Origin of the sequence: Streptomyces sp. NPDC057963, from assembly GCF_042887155.1 — a bacterium.
Lineage (GTDB): Bacteria > Actinomycetota > Actinomycetes > Streptomycetales > Streptomycetaceae > Streptomyces.
In genome coordinates this window covers 49,418-62,047 of record NZ_JBHVPX010000021.1, presented here as the reverse complement: position 1 = coordinate 62,047, position 12,630 = coordinate 49,418, and the positions used below count along the sequence as shown (strand labels likewise).

At 70.7% G+C, this 12,630-nt stretch carries 13 protein-coding genes and 2 pseudogenes; 7 read left to right on the top strand and 8 right to left on the bottom strand.

Translation table 11 applies throughout. From position 1 onward, the window contains the following. Nucleotides 1-37 precede the first annotated feature (37 nt). The 3 genes and pseudogenes from ACFVT1_RS33270 to ACFVT1_RS33260 all read left to right on the top strand — a co-directional run. Entirely contained in the window at nucleotides 38-232 is a 195-nt protein-coding gene (locus tag ACFVT1_RS33270; protein ID WP_362203334.1) for a DUF3046 domain-containing protein, read from the top strand. 181 nt (nucleotides 233-413) lie between these two features. Then, entirely contained in the window at nucleotides 414-1,586 is a 1,173-nt protein-coding gene (locus ACFVT1_RS33265) for an AI-2E family transporter (protein WP_389802356.1), read from the top strand. Nucleotides 1,587-1,723: 137 nt separating this feature from the next. Next, nucleotides 1,724-1,957 (top strand): annotated as a pseudogene (locus tag ACFVT1_RS33260) (hypothetical protein); the annotation flags it as partial. Nucleotides 1,958-2,011: 54 nt separating this feature from the next. Here the strand turns inward: ACFVT1_RS33260 and ACFVT1_RS33255 are convergent. After that, nucleotides 2,012-2,392: a winged helix-turn-helix transcriptional regulator gene (locus ACFVT1_RS33255; protein ID WP_389802300.1), complete on the bottom strand. Its 381-nt coding sequence runs from the start codon at nucleotides 2,390-2,392 to the stop codon at nucleotides 2,012-2,014. Between the two features lie 169 nt (nucleotides 2,393-2,561). On the opposite strand from ACFVT1_RS33255, the gene ACFVT1_RS33250 reads away from it, so the two are divergent. The 3 genes from ACFVT1_RS33250 (at nucleotide 2,562) to recX (ending at nucleotide 5,095) form a co-directional block, all read left to right on the top strand. After that, a complete protein-coding gene (locus ACFVT1_RS33250) occupies nucleotides 2,562-2,969 on the top strand; it encodes a RidA family protein (protein WP_389802297.1) in 408 nt (135 codons plus the stop codon). 269 nt (nucleotides 2,970-3,238) lie between these two features. Next, a complete protein-coding gene (gene recA / locus ACFVT1_RS33245; protein WP_389802294.1) occupies nucleotides 3,239-4,366 on the top strand; it encodes a recombinase RecA in 1,128 nt (375 codons plus the stop codon). A gap of 3 nt (nucleotides 4,367-4,369) precedes the next feature. Beyond that, on the top strand, nucleotides 4,370-5,095 hold the full coding sequence (gene recX, locus ACFVT1_RS33240; RefSeq protein ID WP_389802291.1) for a recombination regulator RecX: 726 nt from the start codon (nucleotides 4,370-4,372) through the stop codon (nucleotides 5,093-5,095). 129 nt (nucleotides 5,096-5,224) lie between these two features. Here recX and ACFVT1_RS33235 read toward each other — a convergent pair. Both ACFVT1_RS33235 and ACFVT1_RS33230 read right to left on the bottom strand, forming a co-directional pair. Further along, nucleotides 5,225-6,224 (bottom strand): annotated as a pseudogene (locus tag ACFVT1_RS33235) (MFS transporter); the annotation flags it as partial. A gap of 58 nt (nucleotides 6,225-6,282) precedes the next feature. Then, nucleotides 6,283-7,737, bottom strand: a complete 1,455-nt coding sequence (locus ACFVT1_RS33230) for an MFS transporter (RefSeq protein ID WP_389802289.1) — start codon at nucleotides 7,735-7,737, stop codon at nucleotides 6,283-6,285. A gap of 162 nt (nucleotides 7,738-7,899) precedes the next feature. Between ACFVT1_RS33230 and ACFVT1_RS33225 the strand changes: the two genes are divergently transcribed. Then, nucleotides 7,900-8,547, top strand: coding sequence for a TetR family transcriptional regulator (locus ACFVT1_RS33225; protein ID WP_389802287.1), 648 nt, complete (start codon nucleotides 7,900-7,902; stop codon nucleotides 8,545-8,547). Between the two features lie 90 nt (nucleotides 8,548-8,637). Here ACFVT1_RS33225 and ACFVT1_RS33220 read toward each other — a convergent pair whose 3' ends face one another. The 5 genes from ACFVT1_RS33220 to ACFVT1_RS33200 all read right to left on the bottom strand — a co-directional run bounded on the left by ACFVT1_RS33220 (nucleotide 8,638) and on the right by ACFVT1_RS33200 (nucleotide 12,478). Continuing rightward, complete coding sequence (locus ACFVT1_RS33220) at nucleotides 8,638-9,276, bottom strand: hypothetical protein (protein ID WP_389802284.1); 639 nt, start codon at nucleotides 9,274-9,276, stop codon at nucleotides 8,638-8,640. Between the two features lie 441 nt (nucleotides 9,277-9,717). Further along, nucleotides 9,718-10,125 (bottom strand): rhodanese-like domain-containing protein, encoded by a 408-nt coding sequence (locus tag ACFVT1_RS33215; RefSeq protein WP_389802281.1) that lies wholly within the window; start codon nucleotides 10,123-10,125, stop codon nucleotides 9,718-9,720. Next, entirely contained in the window at nucleotides 10,122-10,673 is a 552-nt protein-coding gene (locus tag ACFVT1_RS33210) for a cysteine dioxygenase (protein ID WP_389802280.1), read from the bottom strand. The genes ACFVT1_RS33215 and ACFVT1_RS33210 overlap by 4 nt, the downstream gene beginning before the upstream one ends. A 72-nt stretch (nucleotides 10,674-10,745) precedes the next feature. Next, complete coding sequence (locus tag ACFVT1_RS33205) at nucleotides 10,746-10,817, bottom strand: putative leader peptide (protein WP_317852217.1); 72 nt, start codon at nucleotides 10,815-10,817, stop codon at nucleotides 10,746-10,748. 47 nt (nucleotides 10,818-10,864) lie between these two features. After that, a complete protein-coding gene (locus tag ACFVT1_RS33200; protein WP_389802277.1) occupies nucleotides 10,865-12,478 on the bottom strand; it encodes an FAD-dependent monooxygenase in 1,614 nt (537 codons plus the stop codon). Between the last annotated feature and the right edge of the window lie 152 nt (nucleotides 12,479-12,630).

Genomic DNA, 12,630 nt, shown 5'->3' with positions numbered 1-12,630 from the left:
GGCCCGGCTGCACCCTCAGGAGCGGGATACTGAGGTCATGCGGTTGACGATTTTCTGGGAACGGATGGCGGACCACTTCGGCGCGGGGTACGCCGATTCCTTTGCGCGCGATCATGTGATGGCCGAGCTCGGCGGGCGGACCGTGCACCAGGCACTGGCCGCCGGCTGGGACGCCAAGGACGTCTGGCGAGGCGTCTGCACGGCGGTCGACATCCCCGCCGACAAGCGCTGATCCGCGGCTCGTCAGCGGCCGGACCTGTGATGTTGTCCGGGGCGGGCGGCTGTTTGTCACAGCTGTAGGCGAGACTGGATCCGTGCCACCGACAGACGAGACAGCCCAGACCCAGACACCGTTCTCCCCGCCCACCCCTCCCGCCCCGACGGCCGCGCCGTCCGGCAGTGGGCCGGCCCGCATGCCGGCGTGGCTGCCGCGTGCCATGGTGCTCGCCCTGGCGCTCTACGCCTGTTTCCGGCTCGGCAGCTGGGCCTTCGACCAGCTCATCGGGCTGCTGATCAATGTGCTGATCGCGTTCTTCCTGGCGCTCGCCATCGAGCCCGCGGTAGGCCGGATGTCGGCGCGTGGCATGCGCCGCGGCCTCGCCACCTTTCTGGTCTTTCTCATGGTGCTGATAGCCACGGCCGGTTTCGTCGTGCTGCTCGGCTCGATGCTCGCGGGCCAGATCGTCGACATGGTCGAAGGGTTCCCGAAGTATCTGGACTCGGTGATCAACTGGGTCAACCAGAACTTCCACACCGAGCTCTCCCGGGTCGAGGTCCAGGACAGTGTGCTGCACTCCGACTGGCTGCAGAAGTACGTCCAGAACAGTGCGACCGGAGTGCTCGACATCTCCACCACCGTGATCGGCGGGCTGTTCCGTCTTCTGACGATCTTCCTGTTCTCGTTCTACTTCGCCGCCGACGGCCCCCGGCTGCGGCGCGCCCTGTGCTCCGTACTGCCGCCCGCCAGGCAGGCAGAGGTGCTGCGGGCCTGGGAGATCGCGGTCGACAAGACCGGCGGTTACCTCTACTCGCGCAGCCTGATGGCGCTCATCTCCGGGATCGCGCACTACATCCTGCTGGTGATCCTCGGTGTGCCGTACGCGCCCGCGCTCGCGATCTGGGTCGGCCTGGTTTCTCAGTTCATCCCCACGATCGGTACGTACCTGGCGGGCGCCCTGCCGATGCTGATTGCGTTCACCATCGACCCCTGGTACGCACTGTGGGTGCTCGGCTTCGTCGTGGTCTACCAGCAGTTCGAGAACTACGGGCTGCAGCCCAAGCTCACCTCCAAGACCGTCGACATCCATCCGGCTGTCGCCTTCGGATCGGTCATCGCGGGCACGGCGTTCATGGGTGCCGTGGGTGCGCTGATCGCGATCCCGGCCGTCGCCACGCTCCAGGCGTTCCTCGGCGCCTATGTGAAGCGGTACGACGTGACGGACGACCCGCGGATGCACGGCCGCCACCAGCAGCGTGGTGAGCCGGCGCTCACCCGGCTGCGCCGGTCCTGGCGGACCGCCGAGAGCGATGACGCCCGCAACGGACAGGACAGGATCCCGGAGCCGGAGAGTCCGGAACGCGCCTGACCGCCTCACCGCCGCCGGTGTCGTCGTCGGTGGAGCCGAAGCTCACCTCGTCGGTGTCCGTGTGAAGGCGGCGGCAGGTCTTCCAGTCGCAGCCCCAGTCGCAGCGCAGTCGCGGACGTCGGACGAGGTGAAGTGCTCGTGCACTGCGCGAGGTCGCCCGACACCACGATGCGACGGGCCCGGCGCTGCTTGCCTGTCTGGCGGACAGGCGAGCACGGCCGATAGCCGCCGGGCATCCGGCCCTGCCGCCGCAGGCCGTCGTCGAACTGCTCGCCGACGACGACTGGCGAGTGGTCGAAGCGGCTGCCGCCAACCCGTCGCTGCCAGTGGCCGTGATGGCGGAGCTGGTGCCCGAGCAGAGCGGGGCATAGATTCAGCGCCGCGCGCCGCTCGACCGTGTGTATCGCCCGGCAGGTGTTCCGGCCTCAGGCGTCGAAGCGGCGGCGGGCGGCCTCGATGTGGCTGAGGTACTGGTGGGTCCAGCCGCACATGCCGTCGACCGTCGCCCGGAGGCCGTGGCCCGACTCGGTGAGGGTGTATTCGACCCGCGGCGGAACGATGGGGTGCACGGTGCGCTCGACCAGACCGTTGCGCTCCAGCATGCGCAGGTTCTGGGTGAGCATCTTGTGGCTGATGCCCTCGATCTCGTTCCGCAGCTCGCTGAAGCGCAGGGTGCCCTCACCGAGAGCCTCGATGATCAGAAGCGCCCACTTATTGGCGACATCGGAGAAGATCTCCCGCGCCAACGAGTCCGCGCGCCTCAGGTCCGCCTCCTCGGGCGAGCCCCTGAACTGCTTGGTCACCATAAGGTTCCCCAGTCACTGAAAAGTGCGTTCTTCCAGGTCAGCGGCCACTCTCCTACAGTTCCCGAGTAACCACAAGAGACCGGGAGTGTCTCGGTCGGTACGCGAGCCCACGTGCGCTCACGACTCGGTACGCGAGCCCACGCGCGCTCACGACAAGGAGGCAGACAGCATGGCCATCACCCTGGTAAACCCCGGCGGATTGCCGGAGATCCCGGTGTACCGGCAGGTGTCGATCGCCAGTGGGACGAGGCTGGTCTTCATCGCCGGGCAGGTCGCGTGGGATGCCGAGGGGATCACGGTCGGCGAGGGCGACCTCGCCGCTCAGGTCGAGCAGAGCTACCTCAACGTCGGCACCGCACTGGCCGAGGCCGGCGCTTCCTTCGACGACGTGGCGAAGCTGACCGTCTACGTCGTCGACTGGACCCCCGACAAGATGCCCCTGCTCCTGGAGGGAATCGCCCGAGCCTCCGCGAAGCTGGGCACCACCCCGAAGGCGCCGGCCACGCTGATCGGCGTGGCGACGCTGGACGTACCCGATCACCTGGTCGAGGTCGAAGCCACCGCGATCATCGACTGAACGGGATGCTCTTCGCTCCCTGGGCGCCGAGGCGGCCGGCTACGGCGTTCAGGGGCCGACCAGCGTGCTCGGTCACATCGCCGACCGGCTCGGCGCGGTGCGCTTGACACTAAAATCGAACATCCATTCTCATGGGATTCCGGCCGGGTTTTCCCGGGCCCGACCGTGGAGTTGTCCACAGGCCGGGAGGACGTCGACGCCCATTGTCAGTGGCAGGGGTTAGCGTCTTTGACGTGAAGCGATCGACTCAAGCAAATCGGGTGGAACCCATGGCAGGAACCGACCGCGAGAAGGCGTTGGACGCCGCACTCGCACAGATTGAACGGCAATTCGGCAAGGGCGCGGTGATGCGCCTCGGTGAGCGGCCGAACGAGCCCATTGAGGTGATCCCCACCGGGTCGACTGCCCTCGACGTGGCCCTCGGCGTCGGCGGCCTGCCGCGCGGCCGCGTGGTGGAGGTCTACGGACCGGAGTCCTCCGGCAAGACGACGCTGACGCTGCACGCCGTGGCGAACGCGCAGAAGCTCGGCGGCTCGGTGGCTTTCATCGACGCGGAGCACGCTCTCGACCCCGAGTACGCGAAGAAGCTCGGCGTCGACATCGACAGCCTCATCCTGTCCCAGCCGGACAACGGCGAGCAGGCTCTCGAAATCGTGGACATGCTGGTCCGCTCCGGCGCCCTCGATCTGATCGTCATCGACTCCGTCGCGGCGCTCGTGCCGCGTGCGGAGATCGAGGGCGAGATGGGCGACTCGCACGTGGGTCTGCAAGCCCGCCTGATGAGCCAGGCGCTCCGCAAGATCACCAGCGCGCTCAACCAGTCCAAGACCACCGCGATCTTCATCAACCAGCTCCGCGAGAAGATCGGAGTGATGTTCGGCTCCCCGGAGACCACGACCGGTGGCCGGGCGCTCAAGTTCTACGCCTCGGTGCGCCTCGACATCCGCCGGATCGAGACGCTGAAGGACGGTACCGACGCCGTCGGAAACCGCACCCGCGTCAAGGTCGTGAAGAACAAGGTCGCGCCGCCCTTCAAGCAGGCCGAGTTCGACATCCTCTACGGCCAGGGCATCAGCCGCGAGGGCGGTCTGATCGACATGGGCGTGGAGCACGGCTTCGTCCGCAAGGCGGGCGCCTGGTACACGTACGAGGGCGACCAGCTCGGCCAGGGCAAGGAGAACGCCCGCAACTTCCTCAAGGACAACCCTGATCTCGCCAATGAGATCGAGAAGAAGATCCTTGAGAAGCTGGGCGTCGGAGTCAGGCCGGATGCCGATGCCGCCGAACCCGGCGCGGATGCGGCAGGCAGCGCAGCGGCTCCGGCCGACAGCGCGAAGTCGGTGCCCGCTCCGGTCGGCAAGAGCAAGCCGGCCAAGGCTGCGGCGGCCAAGAGCTAGACCGTGACGCGTCGTACGGAATGGCCGGTCAGCGCCAGCGACCATGGCGCCGGTCCCGGTCCCGAATTCGCCGCCGGATACACGGCCGGGTCCGAGGGCGCGTACGAGCCGGAGGCCGGTCACGGCAGCGGCTCGCGCACCGGATTCGGCGAGGGGGAGGGGCATCGTGCTCGCTCCCGCTCCAGAAGCAGCGGCTCCCCTTCCTCGTCGAGGGCCGAGAAGGGGGAGCCGCGAGACCCGGTCGAACAGGCGCGCAACATCTGCCTGCGGCTGCTCACCGGGACACCGCGCACCCGGAAGCAGCTCGCGGACGCCCTGCGTAAGCGGGAGATCCCTGATGAGGCGGCCGAAGAAGTGCTGTCGCGCTTCGAGGACGTCGGGCTGATCGACGACGCCGCGTTCGCGGACGCCTGGGTGGAGTCCCGGCATCACGGCCGAGGGCTCGCCCGCCGCGCTCTCGTCCGCGAGCTGCGCACCAAGGGGGTGGACTCCGCAGTGATCGACGAGGCTGTCGGGCAGCTCGACTCCGATCAGGAGGAGGCGACCGCCCGTGAGCTGGTCGCGCGCAAGCTGCGCTCCACGCGTGGCCTGGACCGCGACAAGCGGCTGCGCCGCCTTGCGGGCATGCTCGCCCGCAAGGGGTACGGAGAAGGGATGGCCCTGCGCGTGGTGCGGCAGGCGCTGGAAGAGGAGGGCGAAGACACGGAAGGCCTGGACGAGCCTTTCTGACCGGCGGTTCGAGGGACGTTCGCGTGGGACGGCGGCCTCATGGGGAACGCAGGAGCCAGGGGGGCGGGCCGCCGGGGCGGGACGGACCTACGTAGGCGGGTGGGGCAGCAAGGGCGCCGGAGCCGCGTCGGCAGCCGCCCGCGCCGGGACGCCCACCCCGGTCAATTCCCCGGTCGGCGTCGAGCCGACCCGGCTGCTGATCAGCGAGACGAGTACGGGCGTTCCCAGTGCGCCGCCGATCTGCAGGGCGGTGGCCTGGATGCCGCCTGCCACGCCGCCGTCCTTGACGGGGGGCCTGGCCGACGATGGCGTCGGAGGAGGCGGAGAGCACCGTGCCGACGCCGAGGCCGAGCGCGACGAACGGCGGCCACATCGTGGCGTAGGAGGAGCCGGTGTCCCAGGTCGGCATGCCGAAGGCGGCGGCGGCCTGGAGCAGCATGCCCAGCGGCATGGAGAGCCGGGGCCCGAAACGGGCGGTCAGCGCTGCCCCGAGGGGGGAGGCCACCAGGGAGGCGAGGCTGAGCGGCAGCGTGCGCACACCGGCCTCGACGGACGTGAAGCCCCGCACGTTCTGCAGGTAGAGCATCACGAAGAAGATCAGGCCGAGCAGCACCAAGAAGTTCAGCGCGGTGATGACCGTACCGGTGGTCAGTGCACGGCTGCGAAACAGCCGCATCGGCAGCAGCGGGTGCGCGACGCGGGTCACGAACCAGCCGAAGGCGGCCAGGGTCAGCACGCCCGCCACGACCGACCCCAGGGTGCCGAGCGAGGACCAGCCCCAGGTCTCACCCCTGACGACGCCGAAGACCACGCACAGCAGCCCCAGTGCCGGCAGGACGACCCCGGCGACGTCGAAGCGGTGACGGCCCGTCGAGTTCTTGCTCTGCGGCAGCACAGCGGCGCTGACCAGCAGCGCGATCACGCCGATGGGGACATTGATGGAGAAGACGGACTCCCAGCCGACGTGCTCGATCAGCAGGCCGCCGACGATCGGCCCGAGCGCTGTCGAGACCGCCGAGACCATGGCCCAAATGCCCACGGCCATGCCGAACCTCCGCGGCGGGAACACCGCGCGCAGCAGGCCCAGCGCGTTGGGCATCAGCAGACCTCCGAAGAAGCCCTGCGCCGCCCCGGCAGGCATCGGCCCGCGGGGGCGGCGTCGGCTGGTGAACGGGGCGGAAGCAGGATCAGACTTCGGCCGCAGCCTGCTCGGGCGCGGCGGCCCTGCTCTTTCCGTCGACGCCCGAAGCGGCGCGGACGGCCGGGATGACGCTCGCGATGGCGGCGGCGACCAGCGCGATGCCGCAGCCGATCATCAGGCCCGTGCGGAAGCCGTTCTCGGAGGTGAAGCTGTGTCCGCCCATGGTGACCGTCATCTGGGAGAGGACCACGCCCATCACGGCGGCACCGACCGAGGTGCCCAGTGAACGCATGAGGGTGTTGAACCCGTTGGCGGCGGCGGTCTCGGAGAGCGGCACCGAACTCATGATCAGTGCGGGCATCGATCCGTAGGCGAGGCCCACGCCGCTGTTGATGACCATGAGGGCCAGCATGAGGCCCCACGCGGAGCCCATGAGCACGAGCGACAGGCCGTACCCGGCGGCCAGTACCAGGACGCCGCAGATCAGGGTGAACTTCGGGCCGCGGGCGTCGGTGAGCTTTCCGCCGAACGGCGAGACGATCATCATCATGATGCCGCCGGGCGCCATCCACAGGCCGGCGGCCAGCATCGACTGGCCCAGGCCGTAGCCGGTGGCCTCCGGGAACTGGAGCAGCTGCGGCACGACCAGCATGCTCGCGTACATGCCGAAGCCGACGAAGATCGAGGCGATGTTGGTGAGCAGTACCCGGGGGCGGGCCGTCGTGCGCAGGTCGATCAGCGGCTCCCGCGTGCGCAGTTCCCAGGCGCCCCAGGCCAGCAGGATCACGACGGCGGCGGCGAACAGCCCGAGGGTGGTCGCCGAGGCCCAGCCCCAGTTGGCGCCCTTCGACACGGCGAGCAGCAGGCAGATCAGTCCGGCGCCGAGCCCGGCCGCGCCGGGGGCGTCGAAGCGCTGGCCCTTGGCGCCGGCCGGGATGTCGGGGATGAGGAACCAGATCGCGACGGCGATCAGCGTGGCCAGGGCGGCGGAGCCCCAGAACAGCACGCGCCAGTCGGCGTACTGGGCGACCGCCGCGGCGATCGGCAGGCCGAGCCCGCCCCCGATGCCCATGGAGGCACTCACCAGCGCGATGGAGGAGCTGAGCTTCTCCGGCGCGACCACGTCGCGCAGCAGGGCGATGCCCAGAGGCACCATGCCCATGCCCATGCCTTGCAGCCCACGCCCGATGATCATGGGGACGACGGAGGAGGCGAGGGCGCAGACCACGGAGCCGGCCACGAGCGGCACGGAGCACGCGAGGAGCATGCGGCGCTTGCCGATCAGATCGCCGAGGCGTCCGGAGATCGGCACGCAGATCGCCCCCGCCAGCAGGGTGACGGTGATCACCCATGCCGCGTTCGACGGCGAGGTGTGCAGGATCTGGGGCAGCTCCGCGATGAGCGGAGTGACCAGTGTCTGCATGATCGCGGCAGTGATGCCGGCGAGGGCCAGCGTGGCGACCACACCGCCGGTGCGGGCCGTGGGCTGGGGGGCGTCCATTCGGGACTCCAGGAGGTGAGGGGGCCGCCGGGCATCATTCGCTCGCCCGGAGCCAAAAGTAAACATCTGCTTACATGGACGCTAGGGCAGGTGCGGGAGTGAGGTCAACATCTGTTTACATAACGGCGCGGGCGGTACCGTTCGAGCAGAGAGAGGACAGCCATGAAAGCCAGCAGTTCCCCGGCAGGTCCCGCGCCCCTGGCGCCTGCGGACGACAGCCCGCCGCCATCCCGGCGCGGTGCCGGTGCCAGGACCCGTGGGCTCCTGCTCGACTCGGCCCGCCGACGGTTCGCGTACGACGGATACGCGGCCACGACCGTGCGCGACATCGCCGACGACGCCGGCGTCAATGTCGCGCTCATCAACCGTTACTTCCGGTCCAAGGAAGGTCTCTTCGAAGCCTGTCTGAAGGCGGTCATCGACGAACTCGTCCACGCGGCGGGCACGGTGGCCGACCTGGAGCAGATTCCGGGGATCATCGCCGGCCACACCGCGGGCGTGGTCGCCACGGACGGCCCCAGGGACGCCCTTCTCCTGCTGCTGCGCTCCTCCGGCGACGAGCGCACCGAGGAGATGCGCACCGGCCTGCTGCGCACGTTCAGCGAGCGGCTCGCCTCGGTGGCCGGATGGCGGCCCGGAGACCCCGATGGCGACGGGCTCCTCCTGCGTGCCCAACTCGTTCTGTCCGTGGCCTTCGGCATCACGGTGCTGCGGGCCTCTCCCGGTCTGGAGCCGCTCGCCTCGGCCACCGCGCAGGACCTCGCGGGGCCGCTGCGCGAACTGGTCGACGCGCTGCTCACCCGTCGCTGAGGCGCGGCTCCCCTTCCCGTTCATGGGCCGGGACGCGGAGCCGCGCGCCCTCGGCGAAGGCCGTGCCCGGAGTGTCCGTGCCGGCGCGGGTCACTGCCCGGCGCGGGCGGCGCGGGCGATGGTGGCGTCGATCAGGGCGAGTGCGTCCTCGGCGGTTCGGCCGGGGCAGCGGTTCCACGGTCCGATCAGACCGGTCCAGCCTCGGGAACGGAGCTCGGCGACGAGCCAGGCGCCTGCCCGGTCCACGGTGTCGAGGGAGCCGTAGCCCAGGCGGTGGGCGGTGACCAGGGCACCGCAGACACACCGGGCGCCGCGCGCGTTGCGGAGCCGGTACGGGGTGTTCTGCCAGCCCCACTCGGTCAGGATCTGCCGTGCGTAGGAGAGATGGGTGGAAGGCCGCACCTCGGGCTGCCCGATGCGCCGCCAGGAGTGGAGCCGGTCGGGGAGGATCGCGCCGAGCCGCCCGGGGAGGGGCCGCTCGCGCGGTGCGGTGGCGGGCAGGGCGCGCACGGACTCGGCGATGAGCTGATCGACGGGTACGGACAGCAGGTCGCGCCAGTCGGCCCGCTGACGGTCCGTCGGCCGGTGGGTGGCGCAGAGGGAGGCGGGGGGCGCGGGTTCGGCGGCGGTGAGCTCCCAGCCGGTGACGATCCGCTGCCAGACCTCGGTGTCGTGGAGGCGAGCGGCCTGGGTATCGAGCTGATCAGGGGTCAAGGTGGGCGTCGGCATGGGTGCGAAGTCTCCGTCACGTCGGTCCTTGGCGTTGAGCCGAATGTCCGTCGGGTACGGAGATTGCTCCACCGGAGCGTGGCGTTCGGGTGTGTCGGGGCGGATTCGGGGAACCGGCGAGCGGAGCACGGGGCCGGTCCCCGCACCCCGGAGGCCGGTGGTACCGCGTTCATGGGGCGCCGGGCCCGCTCCGCGACGGATGCCCGCCCGCAACCTGAGCGGACAACCCCCGTGCGACCACGCGTGCCTGAATACCGAGCGGACGCCCACGCCGGGACGTGGGCCTCACCCGTGCACGCCCGGGTCCGGAGAAGCGAGAGCAAGTCATGCCACTGCAAGAGGAACCCTCACCCGCGCACGCCCGGGTCCGGAGCAGGCCGACCTCAGCCGACAGCCCCCACGCCACATCTCGACCGGCAGTCCCGCCACCGGCCCCGTGCGTCACATCTCGACCGGCAGCCCCGCCGCGCGCCACGCCTGGAATCCGCCGATCAGATCGGTCGCCCGGTGCAGCCCCAGCAGCCGCAGGGACGCGACGGCGAGGCTCGACGCGTAGCCCTCGTTGCAGACCACCACGACCTGGAGGTCGTGGCTCACCGCTTCCGGGGCCCGATGGCTTCCCAGCGGGTCGAGCCGCCACTCCAACTCGTTGCGCTCGACCACCAGCGCACCCGGAATCAGTCCGTCCCGCTCCCGCAGCTCCGCGTAGCGGATGTCCACGAGAAGCGCCCCGGCCGCGGCAGCGGCACGTGCTTCCCGCGGGCCGATCCGGACGAAGCCGGCCCGGACCCGTTCCAGCAGTTCGTCGATCCCGACCGGTGCCGCGTCGCCCCGGGGGCTGCCGCTCACCGCCAGTCCTCCGGCCGCTCGACCTGTTCGAGACGGAGTACCGCGCCGGAGCGGCTGTAGCGCCGGATCCGCGGCAGCGGCGGGTAGTACGCATGGACGGAGACGGCGTGTTCCGTGGCGGACTCGTTCAGCACCTCGTGGACGTGGTGGCGGCCGAACGCCCTGCCCTGGCCGGTGGCCAGCTGCCGGGAACGGTCGATGCCCCCGGTGAGTTCGAGGGTCTTCCAGCCGTCGGTGGGCAGCCGGGCGGCGAGTGACAGTTCCTTGAGGGTGCCGGCCGCGGTGGTGAAGGCGCCGATCGAGTCGGCGTGGTCGTGCCAGCCGGTGCCGGTACCCGGCGGCCAGCCGATCAGCCACGCCTCACTGCCGCCGGGACCTTCGAGCTGGATCCAGGTGCGGCCCTCGGAATCGAGGGGCAGTGAGGCGACGGCCCTGGCATCGGCGGCGACGCGGCGGACGAAATCGAGCAGTTCCGCAGCGGTCGGACCGGAACCACTGCCGGACGCGGGCGCGGAAGGGTGTACAGGGGGTGACAACGGGGCAGACACGGAGACCGTCCTGAGAGTTCGCGCGGAGGCACGGCCGTACGCCGGAGCGCACGCCGTGGGGGAAGAGGCGATTCAGCAGGACGGGCGACACATGCATCCCGCATAGCGGACGAGGTCCATATGGACCCTCCGCCACAGGCGCACATCGGTGTCGGTCACGTTCCGGAGTAGACCATGCCCGTCCGCAGCGGTCAATTGATGCCCGCAGTCTGGTCGGAGCGTGCGGAGGCGCGCGCGGCCCCGCCCCGCACCGCGTCCGCCGCGGCGAAGAGTTCCTGAGGCCGTACCCCGCCGAAGGACGCCACGAGATGACCGTCCGGCCTGATCAGCAGCACGGTGTGGGCCGCCGCTCCCGGATAGCTCTCGGTCACCAGCAGCTCACCCTTCACCGGCAGCGCGTCGACGGCCGCGACCAGCCGCGGCATGACGCCGGCGGTCATCCAGTGACGCCGGTCCCACACCCCTGTGCCGGGCGCCACCAGGACCACCAGGAGATGCCCCTGCCCCAGCCGCTCGCGCAGCCGCACGGTCGTGCCGTCGGGTGCCGTGACCCGCACATCGGTGACCGGCGCACCCGGGGGCGTACCCACGGATGTGTGCGCCTCGGCGCGTGAGGGCGCAAGGGGCGAGTGCGAGTAAGAAGGGGGCGCACCGAGGGGGCCACAGCCCAGATGTCCGTCGGTGAGCAGCGAGTCGTGCCCCCGTGCGCTCCCCGGTACCAGGGTCCGCAGACCTCCGCCGCCGCGCAGTATCGGCAACGACTGGTCCGCGGCGCGCAGTCGTGCGGCGACAGCGGCCCGTCGCTCGGCCTGGTAGCTGTCGAGCAGTACGTCGGAGGCGCCGTGGTGCCAGGCCTGGGCAAGTTTCCAGGCCAGGTTCTCGGCGTCCCGCAACCCCTCGTCGAGCCCCTGGGTGCCCAGCGCGCCCAGCAGGTGGGCGGCGTCCCCGGCCAGGAAGGCCCGGTCGACCCGCCAGCGCAGGGCGAGCCGATGGTGCAGCGTGTACACGCCCGTGTCCAGCAGTTCGTACGGCGGTGTCTCGCCGCACCAGCCCTCCAGGCTGTCCCGGATGCGGGTGATCAGGGCGTCCGGAGTGACGAGCTCGCCGCGTGGCGGCAGCAGCCAGTCCAGCCGCCAGACGCCGTCCGGCAGCGGACGTGCCGTCACCTCGGCGCCGCCGGTGCGCCACGGCGGCAGCCGGTGCAGCACGGCCTGCCCGGGCCAGGGAAGCTCGGTGCGCAGCGCCGCGACGGCGTGCCGCTCCACCGCCGTACGCCCGGGGAAGCGGATGTCGAGGAGCTTGCGCACAGTGGACCTGGCGCCGTCGCAGCCCACCAGGTAACTCCCGCGCCACCAGGTCGAATTCGGCTCCCGGGTGTGCACCGTGACCCCGGACGGATCCTGCTCCAGGGTGTCGATCCGGCCGTACGGGGCGACCTGCACCAGCTCCTGCGCGGCCACCGCGTCCCGCAGCCCGCGCGTCAGGACGTGCTGCGGCAGATGGAGCGGGGCGGGCAACGGATCGCCGTCGGGGGAGTCCCCGTCGAGCCGCAGCTCACGCACGAGCTGCCTGCGCCGCATCGATCGCCAGCCGGACCACCGGATGCCCTCGTGCCGGAGCGCTTTGCAGCCGAGCCGTTCCACCAGGGCGGCGGTGTCCTCGCGCAGCACCACCGTACGGGCCGGGCGCGTCTCGTCCTTGGCCGGATCCTCGTCGAGCAGGACGGTGGGGACGCCCTGGGCCGCCAGGGCGAGCGACAGAACCAGGCCGACGGGCCCGGCGCCGACGACGATCACCGGGTCCACGACGAGACTCCTTGAGTTCGTGCGGACGACACAGAAGACGCAGGCGACGCAGAAGAAGCGGACGACTCAGGCGACGCTGAGGAAGCGGACGACGCGGGCGAAAGGAGCGAATGGTGCCAGTGAGGCGTAGGGGACGGAGGCAGTGTGGCGGC

Excerpts from the sequence above, each read along its gene's own strand:
- ACFVT1_RS33270 (WP_362203334.1), top strand. The coding sequence starts at position 38 with ATGCGGTTGACGATTTTCTGGGAACGGATGGCGGACCACTTCGGCGCG.
- ACFVT1_RS33265 (WP_389802356.1), top strand. The coding sequence starts at position 414 with ATGCCGGCGTGGCTGCCGCGTGCCATGGTGCTCGCCCTGGCGCTCTAC.
- ACFVT1_RS33255 (WP_389802300.1), bottom strand. The coding sequence starts at position 2,392 with ATGGTGACCAAGCAGTTCAGGGGCTCGCCCGAGGAGGCGGACCTGAGG.
- ACFVT1_RS33250 (WP_389802297.1), top strand. The coding sequence starts at position 2,562 with ATGGCCATCACCCTGGTAAACCCCGGCGGATTGCCGGAGATCCCGGTG.
- recA (WP_389802294.1), top strand. The coding sequence starts at position 3,239 with ATGGCAGGAACCGACCGCGAGAAGGCGTTGGACGCCGCACTCGCACAG.
- ACFVT1_RS33230 (WP_389802289.1), bottom strand. The coding sequence starts at position 7,737 with ATGGACGCCCCCCAGCCCACGGCCCGCACCGGCGGTGTGGTCGCCACG.
- ACFVT1_RS33225 (WP_389802287.1), top strand. The coding sequence starts at position 7,900 with ATGAAAGCCAGCAGTTCCCCGGCAGGTCCCGCGCCCCTGGCGCCTGCG.
- ACFVT1_RS33220 (WP_389802284.1), bottom strand. The coding sequence starts at position 9,276 with ATGCCGACGCCCACCTTGACCCCTGATCAGCTCGATACCCAGGCCGCT.